Genomic DNA, 22,420 nt, shown 5'->3' with positions numbered 1-22,420 from the left:
GAAGAGCGGCATGACGATCCCGGAAACGATGGCGGCCGTATTGCTCACCGGCCATGGCGGGCTGGACAAGCTCGTCTATGACAGGGAGGTCCCAGTCCCGAGACCCGCGGACGGCGAGGTTCTGATCCGCGTCACGGCCTGCGGCATGAACAATACCGACGTCTGGGTCCGCCAAGGCGCCTACGGCACCGAGGACGATCCCTCCGCCGTCTCCACATGGCGCAGGCAAGGCAATACGCTGACATTCCCGCGCATTCAGGGCACCGATACGGTCGGCCATATCGTCGCCGTCGGCGCCGGCGTTAATCCGGTGCGCGTCGGCGAACGCGTCATGGTCGACTTCTCGATCTATAACCGCGACGACGACAGCCTCGCCGACATCGATTATATGGGCCATGGCCGCGACGGCGGTTATGCCGAGTACATGACACTGCCGGCCGAGAACGCGCATGTCGTCGCAACTGATCTGACCGACGTCGAACTCGCCACCTTCTGCTGCGCCTATCTGACCGGCGAGCGCATGCTGGAACGGGCAAGGCTTATCGCCGGTGAACGCGTCCTCGTGACCGGCGCCTCGGGCGGCGTCGGCTCGGCGATCATCCAGCTCGCGCGCGCTCGCGGCGCCATCCCGGTCGCAGTCGCAGGTCCCGGCAAGGAGGCGGCGATGCTCGATATCGGCGCCGAGGCGGTCGTGACCCGCGGCAAGGGCGATCTCGTCGAAGCCGTCCATTCCGCCAGCCGTGGCCAGCCGATCGATGTCGTCGCCGATCTCGTCGGCGGGCCGCTATTCAACGATCTTCTGAAGATCCTGCGCCCCGAAGGCCGCTACACGACGGCCGGCGCCATCGCCGGCCCGGTCGTCCAGCTCGATTTGCGGACCATGTATCTGAAGCAGCTGGAGCTGCACGGCTCGAGCCAGGGAAGCCGCGCCGACTTCCGCCGGATCGTCGGCTATATCGAAAGGCGTAAGATCCGGCCTCTCGTTGGCGGCGTCTATACGCTATCGGAATTCCACCGCGCGCAGACGGACTTCATGGCGAAGAACTTCGTCGGCAAATTGGTCGTGGTTCCCGACGAGAGATGATCTGCATCGCCCCGCAGACGAACCTTATCGGGTTTGCGGCGTTTCCCGGCCATGAAAAACCCGTATGATTACGGCGAGCACTCGCTGCGCCGGATGATGGAAGGCTTCCTTTCATCATTGACGGAGGCGCAGCGATCCGTCGCGCGGCAGGGCCACTGATGTCAGCTTCCAATGCCACGAGATACCCCACCTCTTCCGAACTCGAAAGAATTCGCCGCGCTGCCCGTATCGCTCGGCTTATGGACACCGCCATCCGCCTGCCCGTCATCGGTGTGAGGATCGGCGCCGACTCTGTGCTCGGCCTCCTTCCGGCCGTCGGCGACGTTGCCACGTCACTCATCGGTCTCTACATCCTCAATGAGGCGCGGCGTCTCGGCATTCCCAACGACAAGCTTGCACGCATGGCTGTCAATCTCGGCATCGATGCGGCCGGCGGTTCGGTTCCATTGCTCGGCGATCTCTTCGACGTCTACTTCAAATCGCATCGCCGCAACGTCGGCATCATCCTCGAGCACTTTGGGATCAGCGAAGATGAGCTTAACCAGCGAACTTGATAGGGTTATCGTGTTTTGCAATTCCCCTGCCGAGGAACCTGTGTGAGGGCGGTCTAAAGCTCGGTCAGAGCGCCGGCCGTCTTCACTGCGTGATCAAGGACGAATTGCAGCTTGGCAGCGTGGCCGAAGCCAGGCTCATCCGGCTGCCCCTTTTGCACGGCATTTGCAAAACGCTGGAAATTGGTGATAACCGGTTCGACCTCGATATTACGCCAGATTGCCTTGTCGGCATCGGGACCTTCACAGGCCCTGAGCGTCGAACCTTCAGGCGTATGCAACACCTCCAGCGCGCCCTTGTCGCCATGCAGGCGCAGGCGCAATTCGTTCAGATGGCCAGTCGCCCAGCGCGTTGCGTGGATGACGCCGGCCGCCCCGTTTTCGAGTTCAGCCATCATCAGGAAACTGTCGTTCGCGTCGAGATCATACTCGCCGATCCGGTTCCCGGGGCTCTTGTCGAACACCTTGAGATGCGATGCTGCTGCCTTAACGTCACTTCCGGCGGCAAAAACCGCGAAGTCGAGAATATGGATACCGACATCGCCCAGCACGCCATTGGAGCCGTGCTTTGTCGACAGCCGCCAAAGCCATTGCGATTCCTTGGTCCAGTCGCCCCACGCCTTTGAGACCAGCCAGCTCTGGAGATAGGACGCTTCGAAGTGGCGGATCGCGCCGAGGCGTCCGTCCAGCACCATCTTACGCGCTGCTTGCAGCGGCGCCACATTACGATAGGTAAGGTTTACCATCGTGACCTTGCCGGACGCAGCGGCGGCGTCGGCCATCTCTTTGGCTTCGCGGTAATTAACCGCCAGCGGCTTCTCGCAGAGGACATGCTTTCCGGCGCCGAGTATCTTCATTGTCGTGGAATAATGCGCGCGATCCGGCGTGACATTGGTCACGGCGTCAAACTCTCCCCAGGCAAGGGCGTCATCGAGCGACGTGAAAGTAAGTGGGATACCATGCCTCAGCGCGAAGGCCCGCAGCCGGACCTCGTCCGTATCGACAGCAGCAACAATTTTTACGTCGGCAATTTCGGAAAAATTCATGGCATGGGTGTTTGCCCATCCTCCGGTTCCGAGAATGATCAAGCGCATCTTTGTCCTCATGGTCGTTTATCGAACTGTTAGCAGCAAAATGATCGTCTTTCACAAGCACCAGACGCCCTTGCAGATAGCGCCCGTCTGTCATGGTCTCCACCCTCAAGGAAGGTGTTTCAGTTCCTCAGCGGTAACCGGCTTCGCCGGCCTGATGCAGACCCGGGCCACGTTCGACGACCGGCTCCAGTGCCTTTTCTACCCGCACATTTGGAGCGTCGGTGATACCAGTCAACGACCCCTCAGGCTTATAGGCCCACTTCACGCCGTTGATCAGCACCTTCTGGACATTGACGTCATGATAGGTCGGATAGGTCTCGTGGCCCGGGCGGAAATAGAAGATGTTGCCGGCGCCGCGGCGCCAGGTCAGGCCCGAGCGGAACACTTCGCCGCCCTGGAACCAGGAGATGAAGACCGTTTCGAGCGGTTCCGGCACCGAAAACTGCTCGCCGTACATTTCCTCGTTCGCAAGCTCGAAATGTTCGCCGATACCGGCAGCGATCGGATGGCGCTGGTTGATCGTCCACAGACGCTCGCGCTCACCCGCCTCGCGCCATTTCAGCGCGCAGGGCGTGCCCATCAGCCGCTTGAAGATCTTGGAGAAATGGCCCGAATGCAGCACCAGCAGGCCCATGCCTTCCCAGACGCGCTTGGCAACCCGCTCGACGACGACGTCGGAGACTGCGCCGTGATCCTTGTGCCCCCACCAGGTCAAGACGTCGGTCTCAGTAAGACGGGCTTCGCTGAGGCCGTGTTCCGGCTCCTGCAGCGTCGCCGTCGTCGCCGAGATACTTGGATCGGTGTTCAGCGCATTGGCGATCGTCGTGTGCATGCCTTCGGGATAGATCCCCCGGACGATCTCATTGGTATTCTCGTGGATGTTCTCACCCCACACAACGGTGCGAATTGTCACGTCGTTCTCTCCTTAGTTAAAAAACGGATCGAGCCCTGGGAGGAACATCGACCCTGGGAAAATCAGGCAGCCCGCATGGATGCTCGCTCAAGCGCCCGGCCCGACCGGTCGAAACGGTGAACGTGGCCGGCAAGCGGCGCAAGGCCAAGTGTTTGGCCGGGCGGGTGGCGGGAGACACCGGCTTCCCGCACGATGAACGGCTCGTCCGCCCCGATATCCAAATAGACGAAGCTATCAGCGCCGAGGATTTCCGAATGGATGACCGTGCCGCTCCAAACGGGTGACTCGAGCGTGATGCGAACATGCTCTGCGCGCACGCCAATCGTATGGCTATCATAGGGTTGCGCCAGCCCGCCCGAGAGGAAATTCATTTTCGGCGAACCGATGAAGCCGGCAACGAAGACCGAATTTGGGCTTTCGTAAAGTTCCAGCGGCGTGCCGATCTGCTCGACGACGCCGTCCCTTAAGACGCAGATCCGATCGGCGAGTGTCATGGCCTCGACCTGGTCATGGGTCACATAGATCATCGTCGTGTTGTGCATGCTGCGATGAAGCTTCGCGATTTCCAGCCTCGTCGCGACGCGAAGCGCCGCATCGAGGTTGGACAGCGGCTCGTCGAACAGAAAGACCTTGGGATCGCGTACGATCGCCCGGCCGATTGCGACGCGCTGACGCTGCCCGCCGGAAAGCTGTCGCGGCAAGCGGTCTAAGTAGGGGGAGAGCTGCAGCATGCCGGCAGCCTGTTCAACGCGCTGGCGGCATTCGTCTCTGGTGCTCCCGGAAAGTTTCATGCCGAAAGCCATGTTGTCGAAGACCGTCATATGCGGATAGAGCGCGTAGGACTGGAACACCATGGCGATCCCTCTCTTCGACGGCGCGTGCTGGTTCACTGTCTTGTTGTCGAAGGAGAGGGTTCCCGACGTGATGTCCTCGAGCCCGGAGATAAGCCGCAGCAGCGTGGACTTGCCACATCCCGACGGCCCCACGAACACCATGAACTCGCCCCGGCGGATGTCCATCGTCACGCCTTTGATCACCTCGAAAGCGCCGAAGCTCTTGCGGATATTCTCCAGTCGGATTTCTGCCATGTCCTACTCCCTCAACCCTTGACGCCGCCGGCGGTCAGCCCGGAAATGATCCGGCGCTGGAATATCAAAACAAGCACGACGACCGGCACGGTGACGATCACTGAAGCCGCCATGATGTTGCCCCAGGGGATCTCGAATTCGCTGTTGCCCGAAAGCAGGGCGATCGCAACCGGGACGGTTCGCTGCGTATCCGACGATGTGAACGTCAGCGCGAAAAGAAACTCGTTCCAGGCGGTGATGAAGGCGAGCAGTCCGGTTGTTACCAGCGCCGGCCACATCAACGGCATGAACACCTGGGTGATGATGACCCATGGTGAGGCGCCGTCGACGATCGCCGCCTCCTCGATCTCGATCGGCAATTCCCGCATAAAGGTCGTCAGCACCCAGACGGTGAAGGGGAGCGTGAAGATCATGTAGGAAAAGATCAGCGCGAAGGGCGTGTTGAAGATGCCGATCCAGCGGATGAGTTCGAAGAGACCCGCAAGAACGGCAATCTGCGGAAACATCGACACCGAGAGGATGGTCAACATCAACAGTGCCCGCCCGCGGAAATGCACTCGGGCCAAAGCGAAGGAAGCGGTGATCGAAAGTAGCAGCGATGCTGAAACCACGACGCAGGCGATCATCGCGGAATTCGCCAGACTGCGGACGAAACCGCCCTGGCCCATCACGGAAGTGTAGTTGCCGAAGGAGATTGAGGTCGGCCAATAATCGACTTTGAAAAGGGCCGTGCCGGTCTTCAGGCTCGTGAGGATTGCATAGTAGAACGGAAATACCGCAATGATGACGATGATCGTGACGAGCAGGTAGAAGAGCGTATTCTTGGCGATCGAAAGCAGCATCAACGTTCCTCCCCGCCGAGCTTGACGCGACCGAGCCAGATATAAAGGACGGTTACGGAGGCAATGATGAGGAAAAGCACCGTCGACGCGGTGGCGCCGTAGGCGAATTTGTCGAAGTCGAACAGGTTCTCGCGCGCCATGACCGACATGGTCTTCGTCTGCGCATTGTTGGGCGTCAGAACATAGATCAGGTCGAAGATGCGCATCGCATCCAGCATCCGGAAGATCACGGCAACCATGATGGCCGGTCGGATCAGCGGCAGCGTCAGACGCCAGAAAACCTTGACCGGATTGACGCCGTCGATCTTGGCAGCCTCATAGATGTCCCCCGGAACCATCTGTAGTCCCGCAAGAATCAGAAGCGCCATGAAGGGCGTCGTCTTCCAGACATCGACGATCAGCACTGCGATCATCGCCGTTTCCAGATTGGCGGTCCAGGCAATCTTCTCGCTGATAAGACCGAAGCCAAGCAGAATATCGTTCAGAATGCCAAACTGATCATTGAGCATCCAGGCCCACATCTTTGCCGAGACGATTGTTGGGATCGCCCAAGGGATGAGGATTGCGGCCCGTACGATCCCACGCCCGACGAACCGTGCGTTCAGCACCAAGGCGACGATCAGCCCGAGCACGGTCTCGATTACCACCGAAAGGACGGTAAACTTGGCAGTGTTCCAGACGGCATTCCACCAGACCGGATCGGCAAGCAGCCCGCGATAGACGGTCCTTCCGCTCTTCAGCGTCACCCACGACAAATAATTGTCAAAGCCGACGAACTGCGCATTGCCAAGGTCGTTCAGCGACGCATTCGTAAAACTGAAATAGATCGTTCTGAACAGCGGCCAGCCAGCGACGATTGCCAGGATCAACAGCGTCGGCGCCAGAAACATCCATGCCGATCGAATGCGCTCGGACCGCAACTCCGTGGTGGCTCTGAAATGGGAAACCCTGGGCTTGACTGCTTGTGGAACTACGATTTCGCTCATGAAACGTCTATCCCTCGTTAGCGCGTCCGAAGACCAGACCGGCGGCCTGACAGCCGCCGGTCGGAATATTCACCAAGCGTCGCCTTTGAGGGTCGTGAGGTCGGCTTCGAGAAGCTCGAGGTTCTCGGCACCCGAGCCGCTGCCGGACAGGGTGTTGTGCACTGCCGTCCAGAACTTCGACGACACTTCGTTGTACTTCACTTTGGCCGTTGCCGAAGGGCGCGGCACGGCGTCCTGGAAAATGGGTTTCCAGCTCGGCATGAAGGGCTGTGCGGCGGCAATGTCCTTGTCGTCATAAAGGTCGGTCAGCGTCGGCAGGTTGGATAGTTCGACGGCACGCGCCTTTTGGACGTCCTTCGACGCCAGGAATTTTACGAGCGCGATGGCTGCGTCCTGCTTTTCTGAGTATTTCGAAACCGCCAGATTCCAGCCGCCAAGCGTCGAGGACGGCTTATCGCCCGCGGCCGCGACCGGCAGCGTCATGACGTCGAACTTACCCTTCACGGCGCTGTCTGCGCCATTGCCGAGGGCATAGGCATAAGGCCAGTTGCGCATGAAGACGGCGTTGCCGGTCTGCCAGACGCCGCGCGATTCTTCTTCCTGATAGGCGAGCACGCCGGGGGGCGAGATCGTGCCGATCCAGCCCTTGGCCCGGTCAACCGCAGCTGCTGCCTTTTCGTTGTTGATCGAGATCGTGCCGTCCGGCTCGACGATCTGGCCGCCGCCCGAAGACTTCACCCATTCCAGTGCGTTGCAGGTCAGCCCCTCATAGGAGTTGCCCTGGAACACATAGCCCCAGAGGTCCTTCTGTCCGGCCTCGCGTTCTTTGTCCTGGACCTCCTTGGCGGTTGCGGCCATCTCGTCCCAGGTCTTCGGCGGCTGCTTGCCGTATTTCTCGAGCAGGTCCTTCCGGTAAAACAGTGCCGGCGCATCGGTAAACAACGGCAGCGCCACAAGCCTGCCATTAACGGTCTGAGACGCGACGATCGACGGGAAGAACTGGCCGACCACGTCCTTGGCTGCCTCCTTCAGATCGACGAACTGGTCGGCAAGCTGCGGTGCCCAGATGACATCGGTCTGATAGACATCGATGTCCTTGTTTCCCGCGGCAAGCCATAGGCGATATTGCGAAAATTGCTCGCTGCTCGATGACGGCATGGTCACGAGCTTGACCTGATTGCCGGTATTTTTCTCGAAAATAGCCAGATGCTTGCGCAAGAATTCGACGTTTTTTCCCGTGGTGTTGGCGGCAAAGGAAATTTCGGCGGCACGGATCGGACCGGCGGCCGCGATGGCGATTCCGAGCGCGGACAAGCCTAAAGCAAATTTTTTCATGATCTCCTCCCAGAAATTGAAATCGATTTGGCCAAGAGAACATTGCAGAAGGCTTCGACGGCGTCAAGTCGCCAAACGGGCGCTGCGAAGTTGTGCCGATCGGCATCCAACCACGCAGTCTACAACTTTTAAGGCAATTTCTGGCTCATCCAGGAGGCTTCTGAGTCGACGAAATTGAAATCGATTTCAACCCCAGTCGAATTAGGCACTTGCCCGTTGCGCATCGCCAACGCATCGTCCATTGATTGCCGGGACAAAGAAGACATCCGATGAAACTTCGCGAATTTGCAAAGCAGCTGGGACTTTCTCCGACGACGGTCAGCCGCGCGCTCAGCGGCTACCCAGAGGTGAGCGAAGCCACGCGTGCCCGGGTTGCAAGCGAAGCAATGCGCCTTGGCTACCGCCCCGATATCAATGCCGTGCGGCTAAAGACCGGGAGAGCCGGAGCGATAGGCGTCATGATGGCGCGGTCGGGAGAAATCCATTTCGCCGAATTCATGTCGGGTATGGCACAGCGCCTGGAAACGGCCGATACCGATATTCTGATCACGCCTATTACCGCACACAATGATGAGGACGAGATGCAGGCCTACCGACGCCTGGTTGAAAGCCGCCGGGTGGATGCGGTGATCATTCATTCGCCTCGCCCCAAGGACCCGCGGATCGAGCTGCTGAACAGCTTGGGCCTGCCTTTCCTGGTTCACGGCCGCTCGGAGACCGAGCACATTCACGCCTGGCTCGACATTGATAATGAAAATGCCGTGCGTAGAACCACCGAACACCTGATCGATCTCGGGCACCGACGCATTGCCATGATCAATGGCCTGCGGGGCAAGACGTATTCAATCCATCGCGAACAGGGTTTTCGGATTGCCCATCAGGAGCGTGGGCTCGTCGCCGATCCCAACCTGATGGTCTGCGATAAATTCTCCGACGAGAGCGGCTTTCGTCATGCCCGCTCTTTTCTGGAGCGCGCGAATGCGCCGACCGCCATCGTCGCCGGTTCCACGATGACGGCGCTTGGTGTTTACCGTGCCGTCCGTTCGCTTGGGATGACGGTGGGTCAGGATGTGTCGGTTATCGCCCATGACGACGTTTTCCCTTATCTGACGGCAGAAAACATGGCGCCGTCGCTCTCGACAACACGATCGTCCATGCGTGCCGCGGGCACGCGCTGCGCTGAGCTAACGCTACAGCTTATCGCTGGACGTGCCGTGGATGAGGTCCACGAATTGTGGCCAGTCGAACTGATCCTGAGGGAAAGTACCGCCCCGCCGCCCTGACCGAGAGCAACCTCTCGATACGGAAAGGGGACCTTGCGCTAGCGCGTTTACCGGCGCACGCAGGATCGGCCTGCTTTTCTAAAGCTGATCGATCGCAGGAACCTTGCCGCTCAGAAACGCCAGAGCCGCTGCGCCGACAAGGCCCGAGTTCTGATCCAACGCCGCCAGCATTACCCTGACATCCTTGAATGCCGGCATTGCCCATTGCGTGATGTAGGCTTGAATGCCCGGCTGCAGCCGGTCGAACTCATGGGAAAGCCCGCCTCCCATCACGATGATATCGGGACTGAAGATATGGATCAGGCTGGTGAAACCGCGACCGAGAATTTCCGCTTCCTCATCAATCAGTTGATTTGCGAGCCGATCGCCATCTCTTGCGGCTGCGAAAACGCTGCGGCTGTCGATGGCGCCGCCATCGCTGCCGATCGTCGTCCCGCTTGATTCCATCGCCCTCATTTGGGCGCGGCGCGCAAAAGCTGTTCCGGATCCGTAGGCCTCGAAACAACCTCTGTTGCCGCAGGGGCAAAGCTCTCCGTTCGGCACGACCGACATGTGCCCGACATGGGCTGCCATGCCTTTGCGGCCGCGCACGACGCGACCATCCGACACAACGCCACCGCCAATGCCGGTGCTCACGGTGACATAGACCAGATTATCGAACCCCTTGCCGGCTCCGAACTGCCACTCGCCGATGGCAGCGGCAATAGCATCGTTCTCGAGGTCGACCGGAAACGGAAACCGCTTCTGCAATTCCGCCTTCAGCGGAAAATCGACAAAGCCGGAGAGGGTCGGGATATGCGAGGCGATACCAGCGACCGTATCGAGCGGGCCTGGAGCGGATACGCCGACGCCCACCACAGAAGCAGGGTTCGATGCTGCAAGCAGTCCATCGGTCAATCCGCAAATCTGGTCGAGCACGCGGGCGGGGCCTGCCAGCGCATCCGTTGATTCCGCTGCACGCGCCAGAATCCTGCCCTGCTCGTCGACGAGGGCAGCGCGCACCTGCGTCCCGCCGAGGTCGATTCCAATGGCAATCTGCTGCATGTGAAGACCATGAGTTAGAGTGCGCGCACCCATGCCATCCGCTCGTCGAGCGACGGCGCATTGAAAGCCAGGGAACCGAGGACAACCGTTTCCGCACCCGACTGGCGCAGAAGCGGCACGGTGTGTTCGCGAATACCGCCGTCGGCGGCCAGCACGATCCGATGAGCCGCACCGCAGCCGGCGATGATCTGCTTTGCCTTCTGAAGCCGCGCTCCGGCCTTCTCGTCGAGGCCCTGGCCCTTCACGCCGATCGCCGTACCGAGCAGCGTCACAAAGCGCAGCCGGGAAGCGTATTTCTCGACGCGTTCGACAGGGGTATCGACCTTCAGCACCATGCCGGCGGCCACGCCGCGGCGATCGAGAAGATCGAGAGCCTCAGCGGCAACACTTTCGTTTTCAACATGAAGACTGATCAGATCGCTGCCCGCATCGGCGAACTGCTCGATCTGCGACAGGAGGATGCTGTCGGCGACCATCAGGTGAACATGGATTGGGCGCGCGGACACTTTGCGCACACCGGCAACAAGATCAGGGAAAAACAACATTGCCGGGGCGAAATGGCCATCGGCGACATCGATGTGGAGGACGTCGACGTGAGGATCGACACGCGCGAGATCATCCGCCAGATGCACGAGATCGGCCGACCAGACGGAGAATTCGGCAATCAGACGATCTTTCGGAAGATCGGCGATCCAGGTCTTGGAGGGGGTCGTCATTGTTTCAGAGCTCCTTCAGAAAATTGCCCATGGCAAGCCGGAAGTCGGCGACGTATTGCGCACGGCTCTCGGTCTTCGATGTGATCTGTACGAAGCGCGCGCCGGCAATCCGCTCGGCCAGAGCACGCGCATGGCTGAGAGGATGAATGCTGTCCCGATCATGGCCGATGATGAGCGTCGGCACGGTAAGATTGCCGACCTCCTCGTCGGTCACATCAGGACCGTCATTTGAGATCCGGGTGAGCAGTTCGGCGGTCACATCCAAAGGCGTGCGGGAGAAAAAGCCGGCAAGCGAGGCCAGATTGTCCGGCGCCTCGGCGGCGAGCCGCACGCCAATCGGCCCGGCGAGGAATGCGGTCTTTGCCTCGCCCAGTGGCAGAGTTTTCAAAAGATGCCCGACTTCGGCGTTGGGTGCCATATTTTCCGGCGCGGATGCCGTCAGCCAGGCCGGCCTTGCGATGATCAGAGCCTTGACAAGCTCCGGCCGCTTGATCGCGAGACGCAAGGCGATCGCCGCGCCCATCGAGATGCCGCCGATCGCGATCGGCGGCGTAAGGTTTTTTTCGATATAGGCGGCGATATCATCGCAGAAGGTCGCGATCGACAGCTGCTCCGTATTGCCGGCTTGGGAATGGCCGTGGCCCCGAGCTTCGATCGTGACCCGGCGAAAACCCGCTTCGAGCGGAAAGACCTCGTCGGTCTGGGCCGCGTCTCCGCATAAGCCATGCTGGAATATGACGGACGCGCCCTCGCCCGCCACATCCACATTGAGAATGGTCCCGTCGCTGGTTTCGAACGGTTGCGCCCGTCTCATCTGCCAGCCTCCGCAAGATTACCGTCGAGGCTATTCTTCAGGAAGGTTGCCACACCGGCCGCCTCCGAAGGCGAAAGGCCATGCGTGACGAGACTGCCCTTGAAGCCGATCGCCTCGAGACGGCCGAGATAATGCGCGTAGTCGAGCACACCCTTGCCGGCGGTCGCGAAACTACCGTCCGGATTGCGATCTTTCGCATGCGCCATGACGATCCGATCGGCCAGAAGGTCGATGGCGGAAGAGACAATGCTCCGCTGCTCATCCAGCGTCGCGACCTCGAAGAGATTGGCCGGATCGAGCACGATCTTGATCCGGGGGCTCTTCAGTGCCGCGATCAGCCGATAGGCTTTCTCAGCCGAGTTGACGACATTGGCAAGCTCGGGCTCGATGCCGAGATCCACATCGTAGCGCTCGGCGATCTCGATGGCCGCCCCCATGGCCTCGAGGAGATCCCGCCAGGCCTCCGGCGTGTCGTTGTCGGCATGCGCCTTCCACTGATCGATGGGGTCGCGTGTGCCGGTGCAGAGCGTGATCAAGGCGGTCGACATGCCGGTGCAGCGCTCGGCCAGAGTCGCGAGGTTACGAAGGCCGGCCTCGCGCACGGCGGGATCCGGATGGATCATGTTGAAGGTGCCGGAAACGGCAACGATCTCGACGCCGCTCTCGCACGCCGCTTCGGCAACCGAGCGGGCCTGCGCTTCCGTGATGATCTCCGGCATCGGCGAAAGGCCCGAGCAGGCCATATTGTATTGTGCGCAGGTGAACCCGGCGCCAGCGACCGAGTTGAGAACGGTCAAGGGTTCCGTTCCCTCGAATGTCTTTGCAAAGATGCCGAGCTTCATCACACGCCACCCGTGACGTCGGATAGCGCAACCGCCTTGCCGCTTTCGACGGAGCGCGCAACGGCGACCATGGCGCGGACCGATGCCAGGCCATCATCGATGTCGGCGCCTTCCATTACCGCGCCATCCAGAATAGTGCGGGCGAAGCCTTCGACCTGACGGCGGTAGAAATGGCCGTCGGCACCGAGAACGCGATGCGTGGCGCCGTCGGCCTCTCGGAAAATGTCCACCTCGCTGGTCTTGTAGTACCATGGGTTATAGGTCTTGCCCAAAATGCTGCCGTTCTTGCCGTAGATCTGAAAGCCTTCGTGCCAGTCCATGCGCACCTGGACGGTGAGATCGAGATGGCCGAGCGTGCCGGAGGCAAATTCCACGTCCACGAACCAGCACCAGATACCGGCTCGCTCGGACAGACGAGCGTCGACGGAAACGATGTCGCCGGCGAAATAACGTGCCGTGTCGATCAGATGGCAACCGTGCGCAAGCATATAGTAGCGCCGCAGGTCGGCTTTCGGATTGGCGGAGGGCTTCTTCGCATTGGCGCTGGTGACGATCAGCGGTTGGACCGCATCGGTCATCGGATAGCGGTGCGTGCTGTCGCAATACCATGCTTTGAGAGCGACCATCTCGCCCATTTCATCGCGGATGAAGGATTTGGCAGCTTGGAGCCCCGCGTCGAAACGCTTCATGTGTCCGACCTGGAACACCTTTCCCGACTTGTCGACTGCGGCCTTCAGTTCAAGGCATTCCTCGATGGTGACGCCGACCGGCTTTTCACAGAGGACATGCTTGTCCGCCTGAAGGGCGCGAAGGGAAGCCGGGACGTGAAAGGCATCGGCCGTCGCGATGACCACGGCATCGAGGTCGGGATCGGCCAGCATCTGATCGTAATCGCCATAGGTTTTTTCCGCCCCGTGGGTGATAGCCATGCGTTCGCGGAGATCCTCGGCGACGTCGCAAATCGCATAGAGGTCGGCATTGGCTGCCTTCGTGCAGCTTTCGAAATGCGCGGCCTGGGCAATCTGGCCCGCTCCCAATACGCCGATGCGGAGACGTCGTTCCTGTTTTGCTGGCATCGATAAGCCCTTTGGATCGGATATTGAAGATGAATGCTGGTTTCGGCGTCGGATGGAATGCTTTCAAGACGTCGAACGTCGCCGGCGTCTTTTGGCCGGACCGCCACCGGCGTGTCGGCTCTCCCTCGTCACTTCACAGCGCCATATGTGTTTGAGGATTGAAAAAGTGAAGTTTCGCCGGGTCGATGGCCAGATCGATCGATTGACCCGTCTCGACCGCGCTGACCGCTTCGAACCGCGCGACGGCGTTGGCGGCCCCGCTCAGGTCCTCGACAGCATCGGGATCGCCCGAGTCGATCCGGACCGCGTCGATCTTCAAATGCACGATCAACTCGGAGCCGAGCTCCTCGATCGACTTCACGACAACCGGGATCGTCGGATGGGAGGCTCCGGACGGCAACCGGCTGTCGTAGAGGTCCTCGGGCCTGACCCCAAAGATCACGTCCTTTCCCTCGAAAGCGGATAGACCGGGGGCACGCTCGAAGGCGCCGTCGGACAAGGGAATGGAGAAGTCCGACAGATGGATCCGCCCGCTCGCCAGACGCCCTTCGAAAAGGTTCATCGACGGCGAACCGATAAAGCCCGCCACAAACGCATTGACCGGGCGGTGATATAGAGCCTTGGGCGTATCCACCTGCTGAAGGACACCGCCCTTCAGCACCGCGACTCGATCGCCCATGGTCAGCGCTTCGGTCTGGTCATGGGTCACGTAGATCGTCGTCACGCCCAGCTGTCTCTGCAGGCTTGCGATCTCTGCCCGCATCTGAACACGCAGCTTCGCATCGAGGTTCGAGAGCGGTTCGTCCATGAGGAATGCCGCAGGCTCGCGGACCATGGCGCGGCCCATCGCAACACGCTGGCGCTGGCCGCCGGAGAGCTGCGCGGGCTTGTTGCCCAGCAAGGGCTCCAGCTGCAGGATCTTGGCTATCTCGTGCACGCGCTTGGTGCGTTCGGCCTTGTTCTTTCCGGCCAGCTTCATCGAAAAGGCGATGTTGTCGAAGACGGTCATGTGCGGATAAAGCGCATAGCTCTGAAAGACCATGGCAATGTCCCGGTCCTTGGGCGCGAGATCCACGACGTCCTGACCGCCGATGCTCAATGTTCCGCTGCTGATTTCCTCAAGCCCGGCAATCATGCGCAGAGCGGTCGACTTTCCGCATCCGGACGGCCCCACGAGAATCAGAAACTCGCCATCATGGATCGTCAGGCTCAGATCCTTGATCGCATGGTAGCTGTTTCCATAGGTCTTGCAGATTTTGTCGAGTACAACCACAGCCACGTCTCTTCCTCCCGTACCAGTTCGGATCACATCTTCCAACGGCGCTCCCCGCCGTCTCCGATCCTTTCGACAAGAAGGCTCAGGCCTGGGCTTCAAAGTCAACAGAAGAATCGAGGAGAATTCGCCACAGATCACCAGAAATTTTTCATATCTAGTTGAAAACTAAATATCTTTTTCACTAAATCAAACATCAAATGCGGAATTATATTTTTTATCGCGCGTAATTTTTTGATCGAAGCGCGCCTGTTGGGAGATCGCTCGTTGCGATTCAATGACACGTCACCCGTGAGGCTCTGCTCGGGCAGTCGACCGGCCCCGGCACCCATCGCCGCCCGCGCTCATTTTTGGCACGCCGGTATCGGGAGCGGCGCGGGCGCATTCTCCGCCGCCATCCATGCCATACACGTCTGGTGATCTGGCAGGCCTCTGCGCCCTCCCCGTGCGGTCACGGAAATGGCGGCCGCCGCCGTGGCATAGGCAGTGCAATCAAGCGGGCTCTTACCCCTAGCGAGGGCAAGGGCGTAGGCACCGTGAAAACAATCACCGGCGCCGGTCGTGTCGACCGCCTGAACCTGATAGGCCGGCACATGCCATCGGATGGCATCACCTTTCTGGCGGAGATAGGCCCCTCGTTCGCTATCGGTGAGGACAACAGCAGACCGATCCCCGGACCAGAGCTTGTCCAGGATCATCGTTGGATCAGCCTCGCCGGTGCATTCCTGCGCAAAGGCGAGCGGCAGCACCAGATGATCGGCGAAAGCCAGGATCCGGTTGGTCGCGGCACCGACCGTCCATTCGATATCGGCAATCACTGCCAGGCCCAAGGCGCGTGCGCGCGCCACGACACTTTCGGAGTGCGTGGCATAACCATCGATCAGCAGTACCGGGGCCTGCATCAAAACGTCGTTGGGCAGCGCATCCGATGTGCCGTGCAGCACATCGTCGTCATAAGCGATGAAGCGGTCACCGTCGGGACCGACCGTGATCACGGAGCGGATCGGCGCGGCATCCGCGTGGCGGGGGGCCAGCGATATGTCGACGCCGTCCCGCTCGAGCTCGCTGCCCGCCACGTCGGCCGTTGTCTCATCGCCGAGCCAGCCGATGAAGCCGGCCTGACCGCCGAGCCGGGCGACGGCAACCAGGGCCGTCGCCACGTTGCCGCCATGGTCCGTGGCGCGTTTCGTCACCTTCCCCTTGCCGGCCGTCAGCCCCCGATCGACATAGATGATGTCATCGATTGCCAGGGCGCCGAAGCCCAGAACCTGGAAAGGGCGCGGCACGTCTCAAGCACCGGCCGCCGCCAGCGCATCCTCCGGCGTCATGCCCTTATGAATGACGAACTTGAAGGCGCGCGCAGCCATGGTCGTATCGCCGTGACCCCAAAGGTTGCGACCGACGACCGCGCCTTTGGCTCCAGCGCGCAATGCTTCCGAGGTCTGGACGAGCGCTCCGAGCAGCGTATCGGTCTTCGGGCCGCCGGCGATCACGACCGGGATCGGGCAGGTCGCGACCGTCTCGCGGAAGGATTCGAAATCGCCGGTATAGCCGACCTTGATCACGTCGACGCCGGCCTCGAAGCCGATGCGCACGGCGTAAGCGATTTCATCCGGGGTGAACACGATCTTGCCGCCGTCGGAGAAATCGCGGGGATAAACATGGGCGACGACCGGCATTTCGAAGCGGGCGGCGGCGTTGACCGTATCGGTGAGCCAGCGGATATACTCTCCTTCGGTAGCGCCGCGCACGGGAATGGCGACAGCCAGAGCGTCCGCACCATAACGCACCGCGTCTTCCGGGGTCGCAATGAGCTGGCGAATGCGGTCGTCAGCGGTGAAGCAACCACCCTGAATGACCAGCGCTGCCTTTCCGGCATATTCCGACCAGAGATGGCGCGCCGCGCCAGGCTGGATGCTGATGTAGTCGGGGCCTCCCGCCATGACGCGTCTGAGCGCACCCGGCAGATCGGCAAGTCCGCCCTCACGCACATTGCCATAACCGACAAAATGATCGACGGCGCCTCCGAACAGATGACCCGATGGGTTCGAGAACAGGCGTGCGAGGCGGACTTTGGTTCCGAGACCCATGGCGATACTTCCTTTGTGATTGCTGGCTTTGCGATTGCTGGTGCCGATGTTGAGGAAACCCTAACTCGAAAACAAACAAATATTCAATATTTCGATTTCTTTCGTTTTTATATGAATGATGAATTTTTGGCGTGCATTTTTGTCATTGAACGGTTATTTCTGCAGCAAGAGCCGTGGAATGAGGCGGCGAACTTTCGTTTTTCAAAAGTCGCATTGTTGCAAATAACAGCAGTCGGGATCACATATGCTTGCAGAACAGAGGCGGCAGCAGATCATGCTGGAACTTCAACGGGTCGGCCAGGCACGCACCCGCCAGCTGGCGGAGTTCTTCGAAGTCTCGGAAGTGACGATCCGCTCCGACCTTGAAATTATGGACGCCAAGAAGCAGCTGATCAAAACGCATGGCGGGGCAATTGCCCTGCCGTCCGACTCGCCGGCGGCGGCCTTCGAGGAACGCATGCAGCGCAATTTCGATGCGAAGCGACGCATCGCCCAGATGGCTGCGCGACAGATCATCGACAACCAGTCGATCGTCTTCGACAGCGGTTCGACGCTGCTGCAGGTGGCCATGCAGATGCCACAGGTCAGCAACGTCGTGGTTGCGACGACGGCAATGAACATCGCGCAGCATCTGATGTACCGGCCAGGGCTCGACGTGCACATGATCGGCGGCCGCGTGTTTCCCAGCACCGTGAGCACGATCGTATCGGACTCCGACAAGGCGGTCGGCGGCCTCGTCGCCCATCAGGCTTTTGTCGGCGCCCACGCGATCGATCAGGCCTTCGATGTCGTCGATGTCTCCGAGGATATTGCGCGGACCAAGCGCAACCTGGTTCGCATGGCCCGGCGTGTCGTCCTCGTGGCGGATTCGAGCAAATTTGACGTCGGCGCCTCCTCCAAAGCCTTCTCGCTGTCGCGCGTCGATCTGATCATCACGGACAGCAACATGCCGCACAGCATCCGTCACCGGCTGGACAAGCTGGGCGTGGAGGTTCGCTACGCGTGACCTGCAGTCCACCTCTCCAGTTTACAAGAGAGACAAGAGAGGCTTTGGCGTCGACGGATGGCTTTGGCCGATGCCGAGAAAAGCGAGATGGGCTAAAACCCGAGATGTCGAAGCGTCTCGCGGTTCGTGCGAACGGCGGCTGCAGGATTGGTTGCAGCATGGTCCGATTCTTCCTCGACCACGATCCAGCCGATAAAGTTCGGCGCATCCTGAACGGCCGAAATCACGGCAGGCACGTCGCAGACACCTTCCCCCAACATCGCCCAGGTCCCACCGGCGTCGACATCCTTCAGATGCACGTAGCGGATCCGGTCCCGGTGGGCCGCCAGCGTGTCGCCGATCTGCTGGCCGCCACGCAGGATATGGCCGGTATCCGGCACCCAACCCACTTGTGGATCCAAGAGAGCAAACAGGCGATCATAGTCGTTCCGCGTAAACAGCAGCGTGTTGTGGTGCGAGGAAGGATGGACAGCTACAGTGACGCCAGCCGACTGTCCGATTTCGGTCGCACGATTGTAGCACTCGGCCGCAATCGCAAACTTCTTATCGCGCGGACCATCCGAGACAACCGTCGCCGAACCCATCGATATCATCGCGCCGGGAAAGTTCGCCGCGAAATCGACCCATCGCCGCGCCGTGTCGAGATCGGAGGCAATCTTTTCCGCCACCGTGAAGCCGCTGGCGGAGCCGAAAGCAAAGGAAACCAGCGCCAAACCGGCATCCGTCAGGGTGCGGGCAAAGTCGGCGGGCTCGAGCGCGTAGTGACCGATCATCGTGTCGGTGATTTCGATACCGGCATATCCGCCGTCGGCAATGGCGCGCACCAGATCGTCCGGACCGCCTCTCCAACCCGTGCCCAGCATCTCCCAGGTGAATGTTTGGCAGCCGATCTGCAGCTCAGCATTTTTCATATCGCGGTCCTGACCTATTCGTTGATGACAGCCGATACCGAAGCCGGCGGCTTCCCCGCGCGGGCAATCCTCGGGGGCTTCGCCGGCCTTGCCAAACCCCTTCCGCCTGGAGAGGCGGCCGAAGAGCGGAACGGCGGACTCTTCAGCGGGGATTGCGACGCTAGCGTGTTGCCATTACGTACGGTCAAATGTTACCGTGCGTCAATATATTTTATCCCTTGCGATTAAAATGTAACGCACCCCTCAACCCTTCGCACCCGCAACGGCAAAATCAGGTTCTTCGATGGCACAGACCAATGGTATGAAACTCAGGATCGGCATTGTGGGATGCGGCAACATTTCGCTCGCCTATATGCGCAACGCGCCGCTGTTTTCCGGCGTCGAAATCATCGCCTGTGCAGACCTCAACGCCGACGCCGCCAAGCGCCGCGCAGCCGAGTTCGATCTGCGTGCGGCTAACGTCGATAGCCTCATTGACGACAGGAACATCGACCTCATCCTCAACCTGACGATCCCAGCTGCGCATTTTGACGTTTCGATGCGGGCTCTGTCGGCAGGCAAGCATGTCTTCACGGAGAAGCCACTCGGCGTCACGGCCGCCGAAGGACGTAGCTTGGTGGATGCCGCCGCCGCGAAGGGCCTCATGCTCGGCTCGGCGCCGGACACGTTCCTCGGAGCGGCCGGACGCCATGCCCGGCGGCAGATGGAAGCCGGCGCCATCGGCAAGCCGGTGACCGGGACAGCCTTCATGATGGGGCGCGGCATGGAGCACTGGCATCCGGATCCCAGCTTTTATTACCAGGCCGGCGCAGGCCCGGTCATGGATATGGGGCCTTATTATCTGACGATGATGGTCAATCTGATGGGGCCGATCCGCCGTGTGCAAGCCGTCGCCACAAGCGGGCAGGAAGAGCGGCTCATCACAGCGGAGGGACCGAAGCAGGGCACCACGTTCAAGGTCGGCACGCCGACCAGCGTGCTGTCGCTGCTGGAATTCGAGTGCGGTGCCACCGTCACCTTCGGCTCCTCCTGGGACGTATTCCGCCATTCCAACCACCCCATCGAGCTCCACGGAACCGAAGGCTCGTTGCGCCTGCCCGACCCCGACAATTTCGGCGGCTCCGTCGCGCTCTCCAGCCGCGGCGCGCCCTGGCAGGAAACGGATACATCAGGCGAACTCTTTGGCGCCGTCAACTGGCCGATCGCAGCGCCTGATCGTGCCAACTACCGCATGCTGGGCCTTGCCGATCTCGCACGCGCAATCACCGAAGGCCGTGCGCCGCGTGCTTCGGGCGATCTGGCGCTGCACGTGCTCGAAGTCATGGAAGCGATCCTGCGTGCCGGTGAAACCGGTGTCGCGCAGACCATTTCGGGTATCGTCGCGCAGCCAAAAGAATTGCGGGAAGACGAAGCGAGGAGTTTGCTGGCATGACACAGTTGGACGAATCCGCCAAACGCGCGCTTGCATGGCCTGGCGATCCGCAAACGCCGGTCGAGAGCTGCACGCCGGCGCTGGCGCGGCAGCAATATCTGGATAGTTTCGCAGACATCCAGCGGCCGCTCGAAGACGTGGCCGAGATCCTGGAAAGGCATGTGGGCGCCATCCGGTTGAAGATATGGCGCGGACGGACGGCGCCGCGCCAGGGCGCGCCGGCCTTGCTTTATCTCCATGGCGGCGGCTTTGTGATCGGCGCACCGGAAACCCATGAGGATATCTGCCGGACGCTTGCCAATATGGCAGGCGCCGTCGTCGTCTCGCCCGACTATCGCCTCGCCCCGGAATACCCCTTTCCCGCTGCCATAGACGATTGCGCCGCCACACTCGTCTGGATGACGGAGCAGGCGGATGCGCTCGGCATCGATCCCTTGCGAATTCTCGTCGCCGGCGATAGCGCCGGCGGCAATCTGGCCGCAGTCGTCGCCCTGCTGGCGCAGGACGGACAGGTGCCTGATATCATCGGACAGGTGCTGATCTATCCGGTGACCGACCAGTTGCAGACAAGCGACAGCTACTCACGTTACCAAGAGGATTTCGGACTGACGGCCGCAGCGATGAAATGGTTCCGAGACCACTATCTGCCGGACGCCGCGAGCCGGTCGGACTGGCGAGCCTCGCCGCTGAGCGCAGCGTCGCTGGCAGGTGTGGCGCCGGCGCTCGTGATCCTTGCCGGATACGACGTGCTGTTCGACGAAGGGGCCGCTTATGCCGAGCGGCTCAGCACCGAGGCGAAGGCAACGACCCGGACCTGGCCCGGACAGATCCATGGCTTCGTCTCGAAGCGACGGGCCATTCCGGAGGCGCAAGAGGCCCTGGAAGCCATCGCAACGGCATGGCGTGCCATGGACCCCGCGCTTGCCCGTTGAGGTGGAAACACGGCATCAAGCCGACTCGCGCATAACCAGCGTTGCCTCGAGGATTACCTTGTTCGTCACAGGGGTCGTTCCATCATCCTCGCTCTCGATATGCGCGAGCAAAAGTTCCACGGATTTCGCGGCGATCTCCGGCGCGTTCTGGGCCATCGTCGTCAGCGACGGACAGGTATATCGGCTTAGCGGGTGGTCGTCGTGCCCGGCGATGCGCACGTCGCACGCGTCGTTCCGGCCGATTTTCAGGCCCGACGCGAATGCGGCTGCCATCGCGCCGAAAGCGAAGCGGTCGTTGGCGCATAGCAGTGTTTTGCCGGGAAGACCGCCATTCGCAAGAATTCTCTGCATCTGCTCGTATCCGAGACGCTCGAATTCCCAGGAAGGTGGCGCGTCGCAATCGATGACCAACGGAGTATGCCCTTCCCTCGCCATGGTCGCGCGGTAGCCCGCCTGCCGCTCGCCGGCATTTTCGGTCATATGCGGAATTTCCAGGAAGATCGGCGGCTCACCGGACCGGCAGAGATATTGCACAATGGCTGCCATGCTTTGCGCGTTGTCGTTGCCGACATAAGGAAGGTCGGCGTCGGCAGGATTGTCGAAGCAGACGACGGGGATGGCATCCCTTAGTCTTTCCAGCGCGGAACGGCGCGAACCGGCTCCGAGCGGCGCCACGATCGCACCCGCGACCTTCAGCGAGAGCAAGGTCCGAACCGCCTCCGCCTCCAGCTCCGGCCGCGTGTGCGAAGAAATCTGGACCGGCCAGAATCCCTTTTCGCGCAACTCCAGCTCGATCAGCGACACGACCTGCACATAAAAAGGATCCGACATGGTCGGGACCAGAATCCCGATATTCCTGGTCCGCTTGCGATTGAGATGCCGGGCGAAAAGGTTCGGCTCGAAATTCGACTTCTTGAGAGCCGCCTCGATACGCTTGCGGGTCACCTCCTTGATCTGCGAGGGGTCATCAAAATATTTCGACAAGGTCGGACGCGATACGCCGGAGGCGCTCGCGAAGTCGTCCATCGATTTATAACTTTTCTTGGCCATTCAATTCCTTATTGGCGGACCGACGATAACTGATCGGGAACGATTTCGCACAACGGCC

At 60.7% G+C, this 22,420-nt stretch carries 22 protein-coding genes; 6 read left to right on the top strand and 16 right to left on the bottom strand.

Features of this window, described 5'->3' with window-relative positions; translation table 11 throughout:
* Nucleotides 1-10 precede the first annotated feature (10 nt).
* Together V8P77_RS10895 and V8P77_RS10890 are read left to right on the top strand one after the other, a co-directional pair.
* Complete coding sequence (locus V8P77_RS10895; protein WP_335912532.1) at nucleotides 11-1,084, top strand: alcohol dehydrogenase family protein; 1,074 nt, start codon at nucleotides 11-13, stop codon at nucleotides 1,082-1,084.
* Nucleotides 1,085-1,242: 158 nt separating this feature from the next.
* A complete protein-coding gene (locus tag V8P77_RS10890; RefSeq protein ID WP_335912530.1) occupies nucleotides 1,243-1,638 on the top strand; it encodes a DUF4112 domain-containing protein in 396 nt (131 codons plus the stop codon).
* Nucleotides 1,639-1,691: 53 nt separating this feature from the next.
* On the opposite strand, the gene V8P77_RS10885 is transcribed toward V8P77_RS10890, so the two are convergent.
* The 6 genes from V8P77_RS10885 to V8P77_RS10860 form a co-directional block, all read right to left on the bottom strand.
* Complete coding sequence (locus V8P77_RS10885; protein ID WP_335912528.1) at nucleotides 1,692-2,729, bottom strand: Gfo/Idh/MocA family protein; 1,038 nt, start codon at nucleotides 2,727-2,729, stop codon at nucleotides 1,692-1,694.
* Nucleotides 2,730-2,856: 127 nt separating this feature from the next.
* Nucleotides 2,857-3,642: a ThuA domain-containing protein gene (locus V8P77_RS10880; RefSeq protein WP_335912526.1), complete on the bottom strand. Its 786-nt coding sequence runs from the start codon at nucleotides 3,640-3,642 to the stop codon at nucleotides 2,857-2,859.
* A 62-nt stretch (nucleotides 3,643-3,704) separates the two neighbouring features.
* Nucleotides 3,705-4,730, bottom strand: coding sequence for an ABC transporter ATP-binding protein (locus tag V8P77_RS10875; RefSeq protein ID WP_335912524.1), 1,026 nt, complete (start codon nucleotides 4,728-4,730; stop codon nucleotides 3,705-3,707).
* A gap of 11 nt (nucleotides 4,731-4,741) precedes the next feature.
* On the bottom strand, nucleotides 4,742-5,572 hold the full coding sequence (locus tag V8P77_RS10870; protein WP_003550173.1) for a carbohydrate ABC transporter permease: 831 nt from the start codon (nucleotides 5,570-5,572) through the stop codon (nucleotides 4,742-4,744).
* Entirely contained in the window at nucleotides 5,572-6,558 is a 987-nt protein-coding gene (locus tag V8P77_RS10865; RefSeq protein ID WP_011648832.1) for a carbohydrate ABC transporter permease, read from the bottom strand. Before V8P77_RS10865 ends, V8P77_RS10870 begins: the two co-directional genes overlap by 1 nt.
* Before the next feature lie 69 nt (nucleotides 6,559-6,627).
* Nucleotides 6,628-7,893 (bottom strand): ABC transporter substrate-binding protein, encoded by a 1,266-nt coding sequence (locus V8P77_RS10860; protein WP_335912520.1) that lies wholly within the window; start codon nucleotides 7,891-7,893, stop codon nucleotides 6,628-6,630.
* A gap of 269 nt (nucleotides 7,894-8,162) precedes the next feature.
* Between V8P77_RS10860 and V8P77_RS10855 the strand changes: the two genes are divergently transcribed.
* Nucleotides 8,163-9,176 carry a substrate-binding domain-containing protein gene (locus V8P77_RS10855; RefSeq protein WP_335912518.1) on the top strand — a complete coding sequence of 338 codons (1,014 nt, stop codon included), beginning with the start codon at nucleotides 8,163-8,165 and terminating at the stop codon, nucleotides 9,174-9,176.
* A gap of 78 nt (nucleotides 9,177-9,254) precedes the next feature.
* Here the strand turns inward: V8P77_RS10855 and V8P77_RS10850 are convergent, their stop codons facing one another.
* From V8P77_RS10850 to V8P77_RS10815, 8 genes are all read right to left on the bottom strand, one after another.
* The gene (locus tag V8P77_RS10850; protein WP_335912896.1) at nucleotides 9,255-10,220 is read right to left on the bottom strand and encodes an ROK family protein; all 966 of its coding nucleotides are present in this window, start codon (nucleotides 10,218-10,220) and stop codon (nucleotides 9,255-9,257) included.
* A 14-nt stretch (nucleotides 10,221-10,234) separates the two neighbouring features.
* The gene (locus V8P77_RS10845) at nucleotides 10,235-10,936 is read right to left on the bottom strand and encodes a ribulose-phosphate 3-epimerase (protein ID WP_335912515.1); all 702 of its coding nucleotides are present in this window, start codon (nucleotides 10,934-10,936) and stop codon (nucleotides 10,235-10,237) included.
* Nucleotides 10,937-10,940: 4 nt separating this feature from the next.
* A complete protein-coding gene (locus tag V8P77_RS10840) occupies nucleotides 10,941-11,750 on the bottom strand; it encodes an alpha/beta fold hydrolase (protein WP_335912514.1) in 810 nt (269 codons plus the stop codon).
* Nucleotides 11,747-12,592, bottom strand: coding sequence for a sugar phosphate isomerase/epimerase family protein (locus V8P77_RS10835; RefSeq protein WP_335912512.1), 846 nt, complete (start codon nucleotides 12,590-12,592; stop codon nucleotides 11,747-11,749). The genes V8P77_RS10840 and V8P77_RS10835 overlap by 4 nt, the downstream gene beginning before the upstream one ends.
* Nucleotides 12,592-13,668, bottom strand: coding sequence for a Gfo/Idh/MocA family protein (locus V8P77_RS10830; RefSeq protein WP_335912510.1), 1,077 nt, complete (start codon nucleotides 13,666-13,668; stop codon nucleotides 12,592-12,594). Before V8P77_RS10830 ends, V8P77_RS10835 begins: the two co-directional genes overlap by 1 nt.
* A 133-nt stretch (nucleotides 13,669-13,801) precedes the next feature.
* On the bottom strand, nucleotides 13,802-14,947 hold the full coding sequence (locus tag V8P77_RS10825; protein WP_335912509.1) for an ABC transporter ATP-binding protein: 1,146 nt from the start codon (nucleotides 14,945-14,947) through the stop codon (nucleotides 13,802-13,804).
* Between the two features lie 338 nt (nucleotides 14,948-15,285).
* A complete protein-coding gene (locus tag V8P77_RS10820) occupies nucleotides 15,286-16,227 on the bottom strand; it encodes a PfkB family carbohydrate kinase (RefSeq protein WP_335912508.1) in 942 nt (313 codons plus the stop codon).
* A 3-nt stretch (nucleotides 16,228-16,230) separates the two neighbouring features.
* Nucleotides 16,231-17,031, bottom strand: a complete 801-nt coding sequence (locus V8P77_RS10815) for a beta/alpha barrel domain-containing protein (RefSeq protein WP_128461455.1) — start codon at nucleotides 17,029-17,031, stop codon at nucleotides 16,231-16,233.
* Nucleotides 17,032-17,275: 244 nt separating this feature from the next.
* Here V8P77_RS10815 and V8P77_RS10810 point away from each other — a divergent pair, with 244 nt between their 5' ends.
* A complete protein-coding gene (locus tag V8P77_RS10810; protein ID WP_335912503.1) occupies nucleotides 17,276-18,037 on the top strand; it encodes a DeoR/GlpR family DNA-binding transcription regulator in 762 nt (253 codons plus the stop codon).
* A 92-nt stretch (nucleotides 18,038-18,129) separates the two neighbouring features.
* Here V8P77_RS10810 and V8P77_RS10805 read toward each other — a convergent pair whose 3' ends face one another.
* Nucleotides 18,130-18,948 (bottom strand): sugar phosphate isomerase/epimerase family protein, encoded by an 819-nt coding sequence (locus V8P77_RS10805; RefSeq protein ID WP_335912502.1) that lies wholly within the window; start codon nucleotides 18,946-18,948, stop codon nucleotides 18,130-18,132.
* Nucleotides 18,949-19,231: 283 nt separating this feature from the next.
* Between V8P77_RS10805 and V8P77_RS10800 the strand changes: the two genes are divergently transcribed.
* Both V8P77_RS10800 and V8P77_RS10795 read left to right on the top strand, forming a co-directional pair.
* Nucleotides 19,232-20,380, top strand: coding sequence for a Gfo/Idh/MocA family protein (locus tag V8P77_RS10800; protein ID WP_335912501.1), 1,149 nt, complete (start codon nucleotides 19,232-19,234; stop codon nucleotides 20,378-20,380).
* On the top strand, nucleotides 20,377-21,312 hold the full coding sequence (locus V8P77_RS10795; RefSeq protein ID WP_335912499.1) for an alpha/beta hydrolase: 936 nt from the start codon (nucleotides 20,377-20,379) through the stop codon (nucleotides 21,310-21,312). Before V8P77_RS10800 ends, V8P77_RS10795 begins: the two co-directional genes overlap by 4 nt.
* 15 nt (nucleotides 21,313-21,327) lie before the next feature.
* On the opposite strand, the gene V8P77_RS10790 is transcribed toward V8P77_RS10795, so the two are convergent.
* The gene (locus V8P77_RS10790; RefSeq protein ID WP_335912498.1) at nucleotides 21,328-22,362 is read right to left on the bottom strand and encodes a LacI family DNA-binding transcriptional regulator; all 1,035 of its coding nucleotides are present in this window, start codon (nucleotides 22,360-22,362) and stop codon (nucleotides 21,328-21,330) included.
* Between the last annotated feature and the right edge of the window lie 58 nt (nucleotides 22,363-22,420).

This window comes from Rhizobium aouanii (assembly GCF_037002925.1).
Lineage (GTDB): Bacteria > Pseudomonadota > Alphaproteobacteria > Rhizobiales > Rhizobiaceae > Rhizobium > Rhizobium aouanii.
This window is presented reverse-complemented; position numbering and strand designations above follow the sequence as displayed.

Bases quoted from the DNA above. Each gene is read 5' to 3' on its own strand.
- V8P77_RS10895 (WP_335912532.1), top strand. From the start codon at position 11: ATGACGATCCCGGAAACGATGGCGGCCGTATTGCTCACCGGCCATGGC.
- V8P77_RS10890 (WP_335912530.1), top strand. From the start codon at position 1,243: ATGTCAGCTTCCAATGCCACGAGATACCCCACCTCTTCCGAACTCGAA.
- V8P77_RS10885 (WP_335912528.1), bottom strand. From the start codon at position 2,729: ATGCGCTTGATCATTCTCGGAACCGGAGGATGGGCAAACACCCATGCC.
- V8P77_RS10875 (WP_335912524.1), bottom strand. From the start codon at position 4,730: ATGGCAGAAATCCGACTGGAGAATATCCGCAAGAGCTTCGGCGCTTTC.
- V8P77_RS10870 (WP_003550173.1), bottom strand. From the start codon at position 5,572: ATGCTGCTTTCGATCGCCAAGAATACGCTCTTCTACCTGCTCGTCACG.
- V8P77_RS10865 (WP_011648832.1), bottom strand. From the start codon at position 6,558: ATGAGCGAAATCGTAGTTCCACAAGCAGTCAAGCCCAGGGTTTCCCAT.
- V8P77_RS10860 (WP_335912520.1), bottom strand. From the start codon at position 7,893: ATGAAAAAATTTGCTTTAGGCTTGTCCGCGCTCGGAATCGCCATCGCG.
- V8P77_RS10855 (WP_335912518.1), top strand. From the start codon at position 8,163: ATGAAACTTCGCGAATTTGCAAAGCAGCTGGGACTTTCTCCGACGACG.
- V8P77_RS10850 (WP_335912896.1), bottom strand. From the start codon at position 10,220: ATGCAGCAGATTGCCATTGGAATCGACCTCGGCGGGACGCAGGTGCGC.
- V8P77_RS10845 (WP_335912515.1), bottom strand. From the start codon at position 10,936: ATGACGACCCCCTCCAAGACCTGGATCGCCGATCTTCCGAAAGATCGT.
- V8P77_RS10840 (WP_335912514.1), bottom strand. From the start codon at position 11,750: ATGAGACGGGCGCAACCGTTCGAAACCAGCGACGGGACCATTCTCAAT.
- V8P77_RS10835 (WP_335912512.1), bottom strand. From the start codon at position 12,592: ATGAAGCTCGGCATCTTTGCAAAGACATTCGAGGGAACGGAACCCTTG.
- V8P77_RS10830 (WP_335912510.1), bottom strand. From the start codon at position 13,668: ATGCCAGCAAAACAGGAACGACGTCTCCGCATCGGCGTATTGGGAGCG.
- V8P77_RS10815 (WP_128461455.1), bottom strand. From the start codon at position 17,031: ATGGGTCTCGGAACCAAAGTCCGCCTCGCACGCCTGTTCTCGAACCCA.
- V8P77_RS10810 (WP_335912503.1), top strand. From the start codon at position 17,276: ATGCTTGCAGAACAGAGGCGGCAGCAGATCATGCTGGAACTTCAACGG.
- V8P77_RS10805 (WP_335912502.1), bottom strand. From the start codon at position 18,948: ATGAAAAATGCTGAGCTGCAGATCGGCTGCCAAACATTCACCTGGGAG.
- V8P77_RS10800 (WP_335912501.1), top strand. From the start codon at position 19,232: ATGGCACAGACCAATGGTATGAAACTCAGGATCGGCATTGTGGGATGC.
- V8P77_RS10795 (WP_335912499.1), top strand. From the start codon at position 20,377: ATGACACAGTTGGACGAATCCGCCAAACGCGCGCTTGCATGGCCTGGC.
- V8P77_RS10790 (WP_335912498.1), bottom strand. From the start codon at position 22,362: ATGGCCAAGAAAAGTTATAAATCGATGGACGACTTCGCGAGCGCCTCC.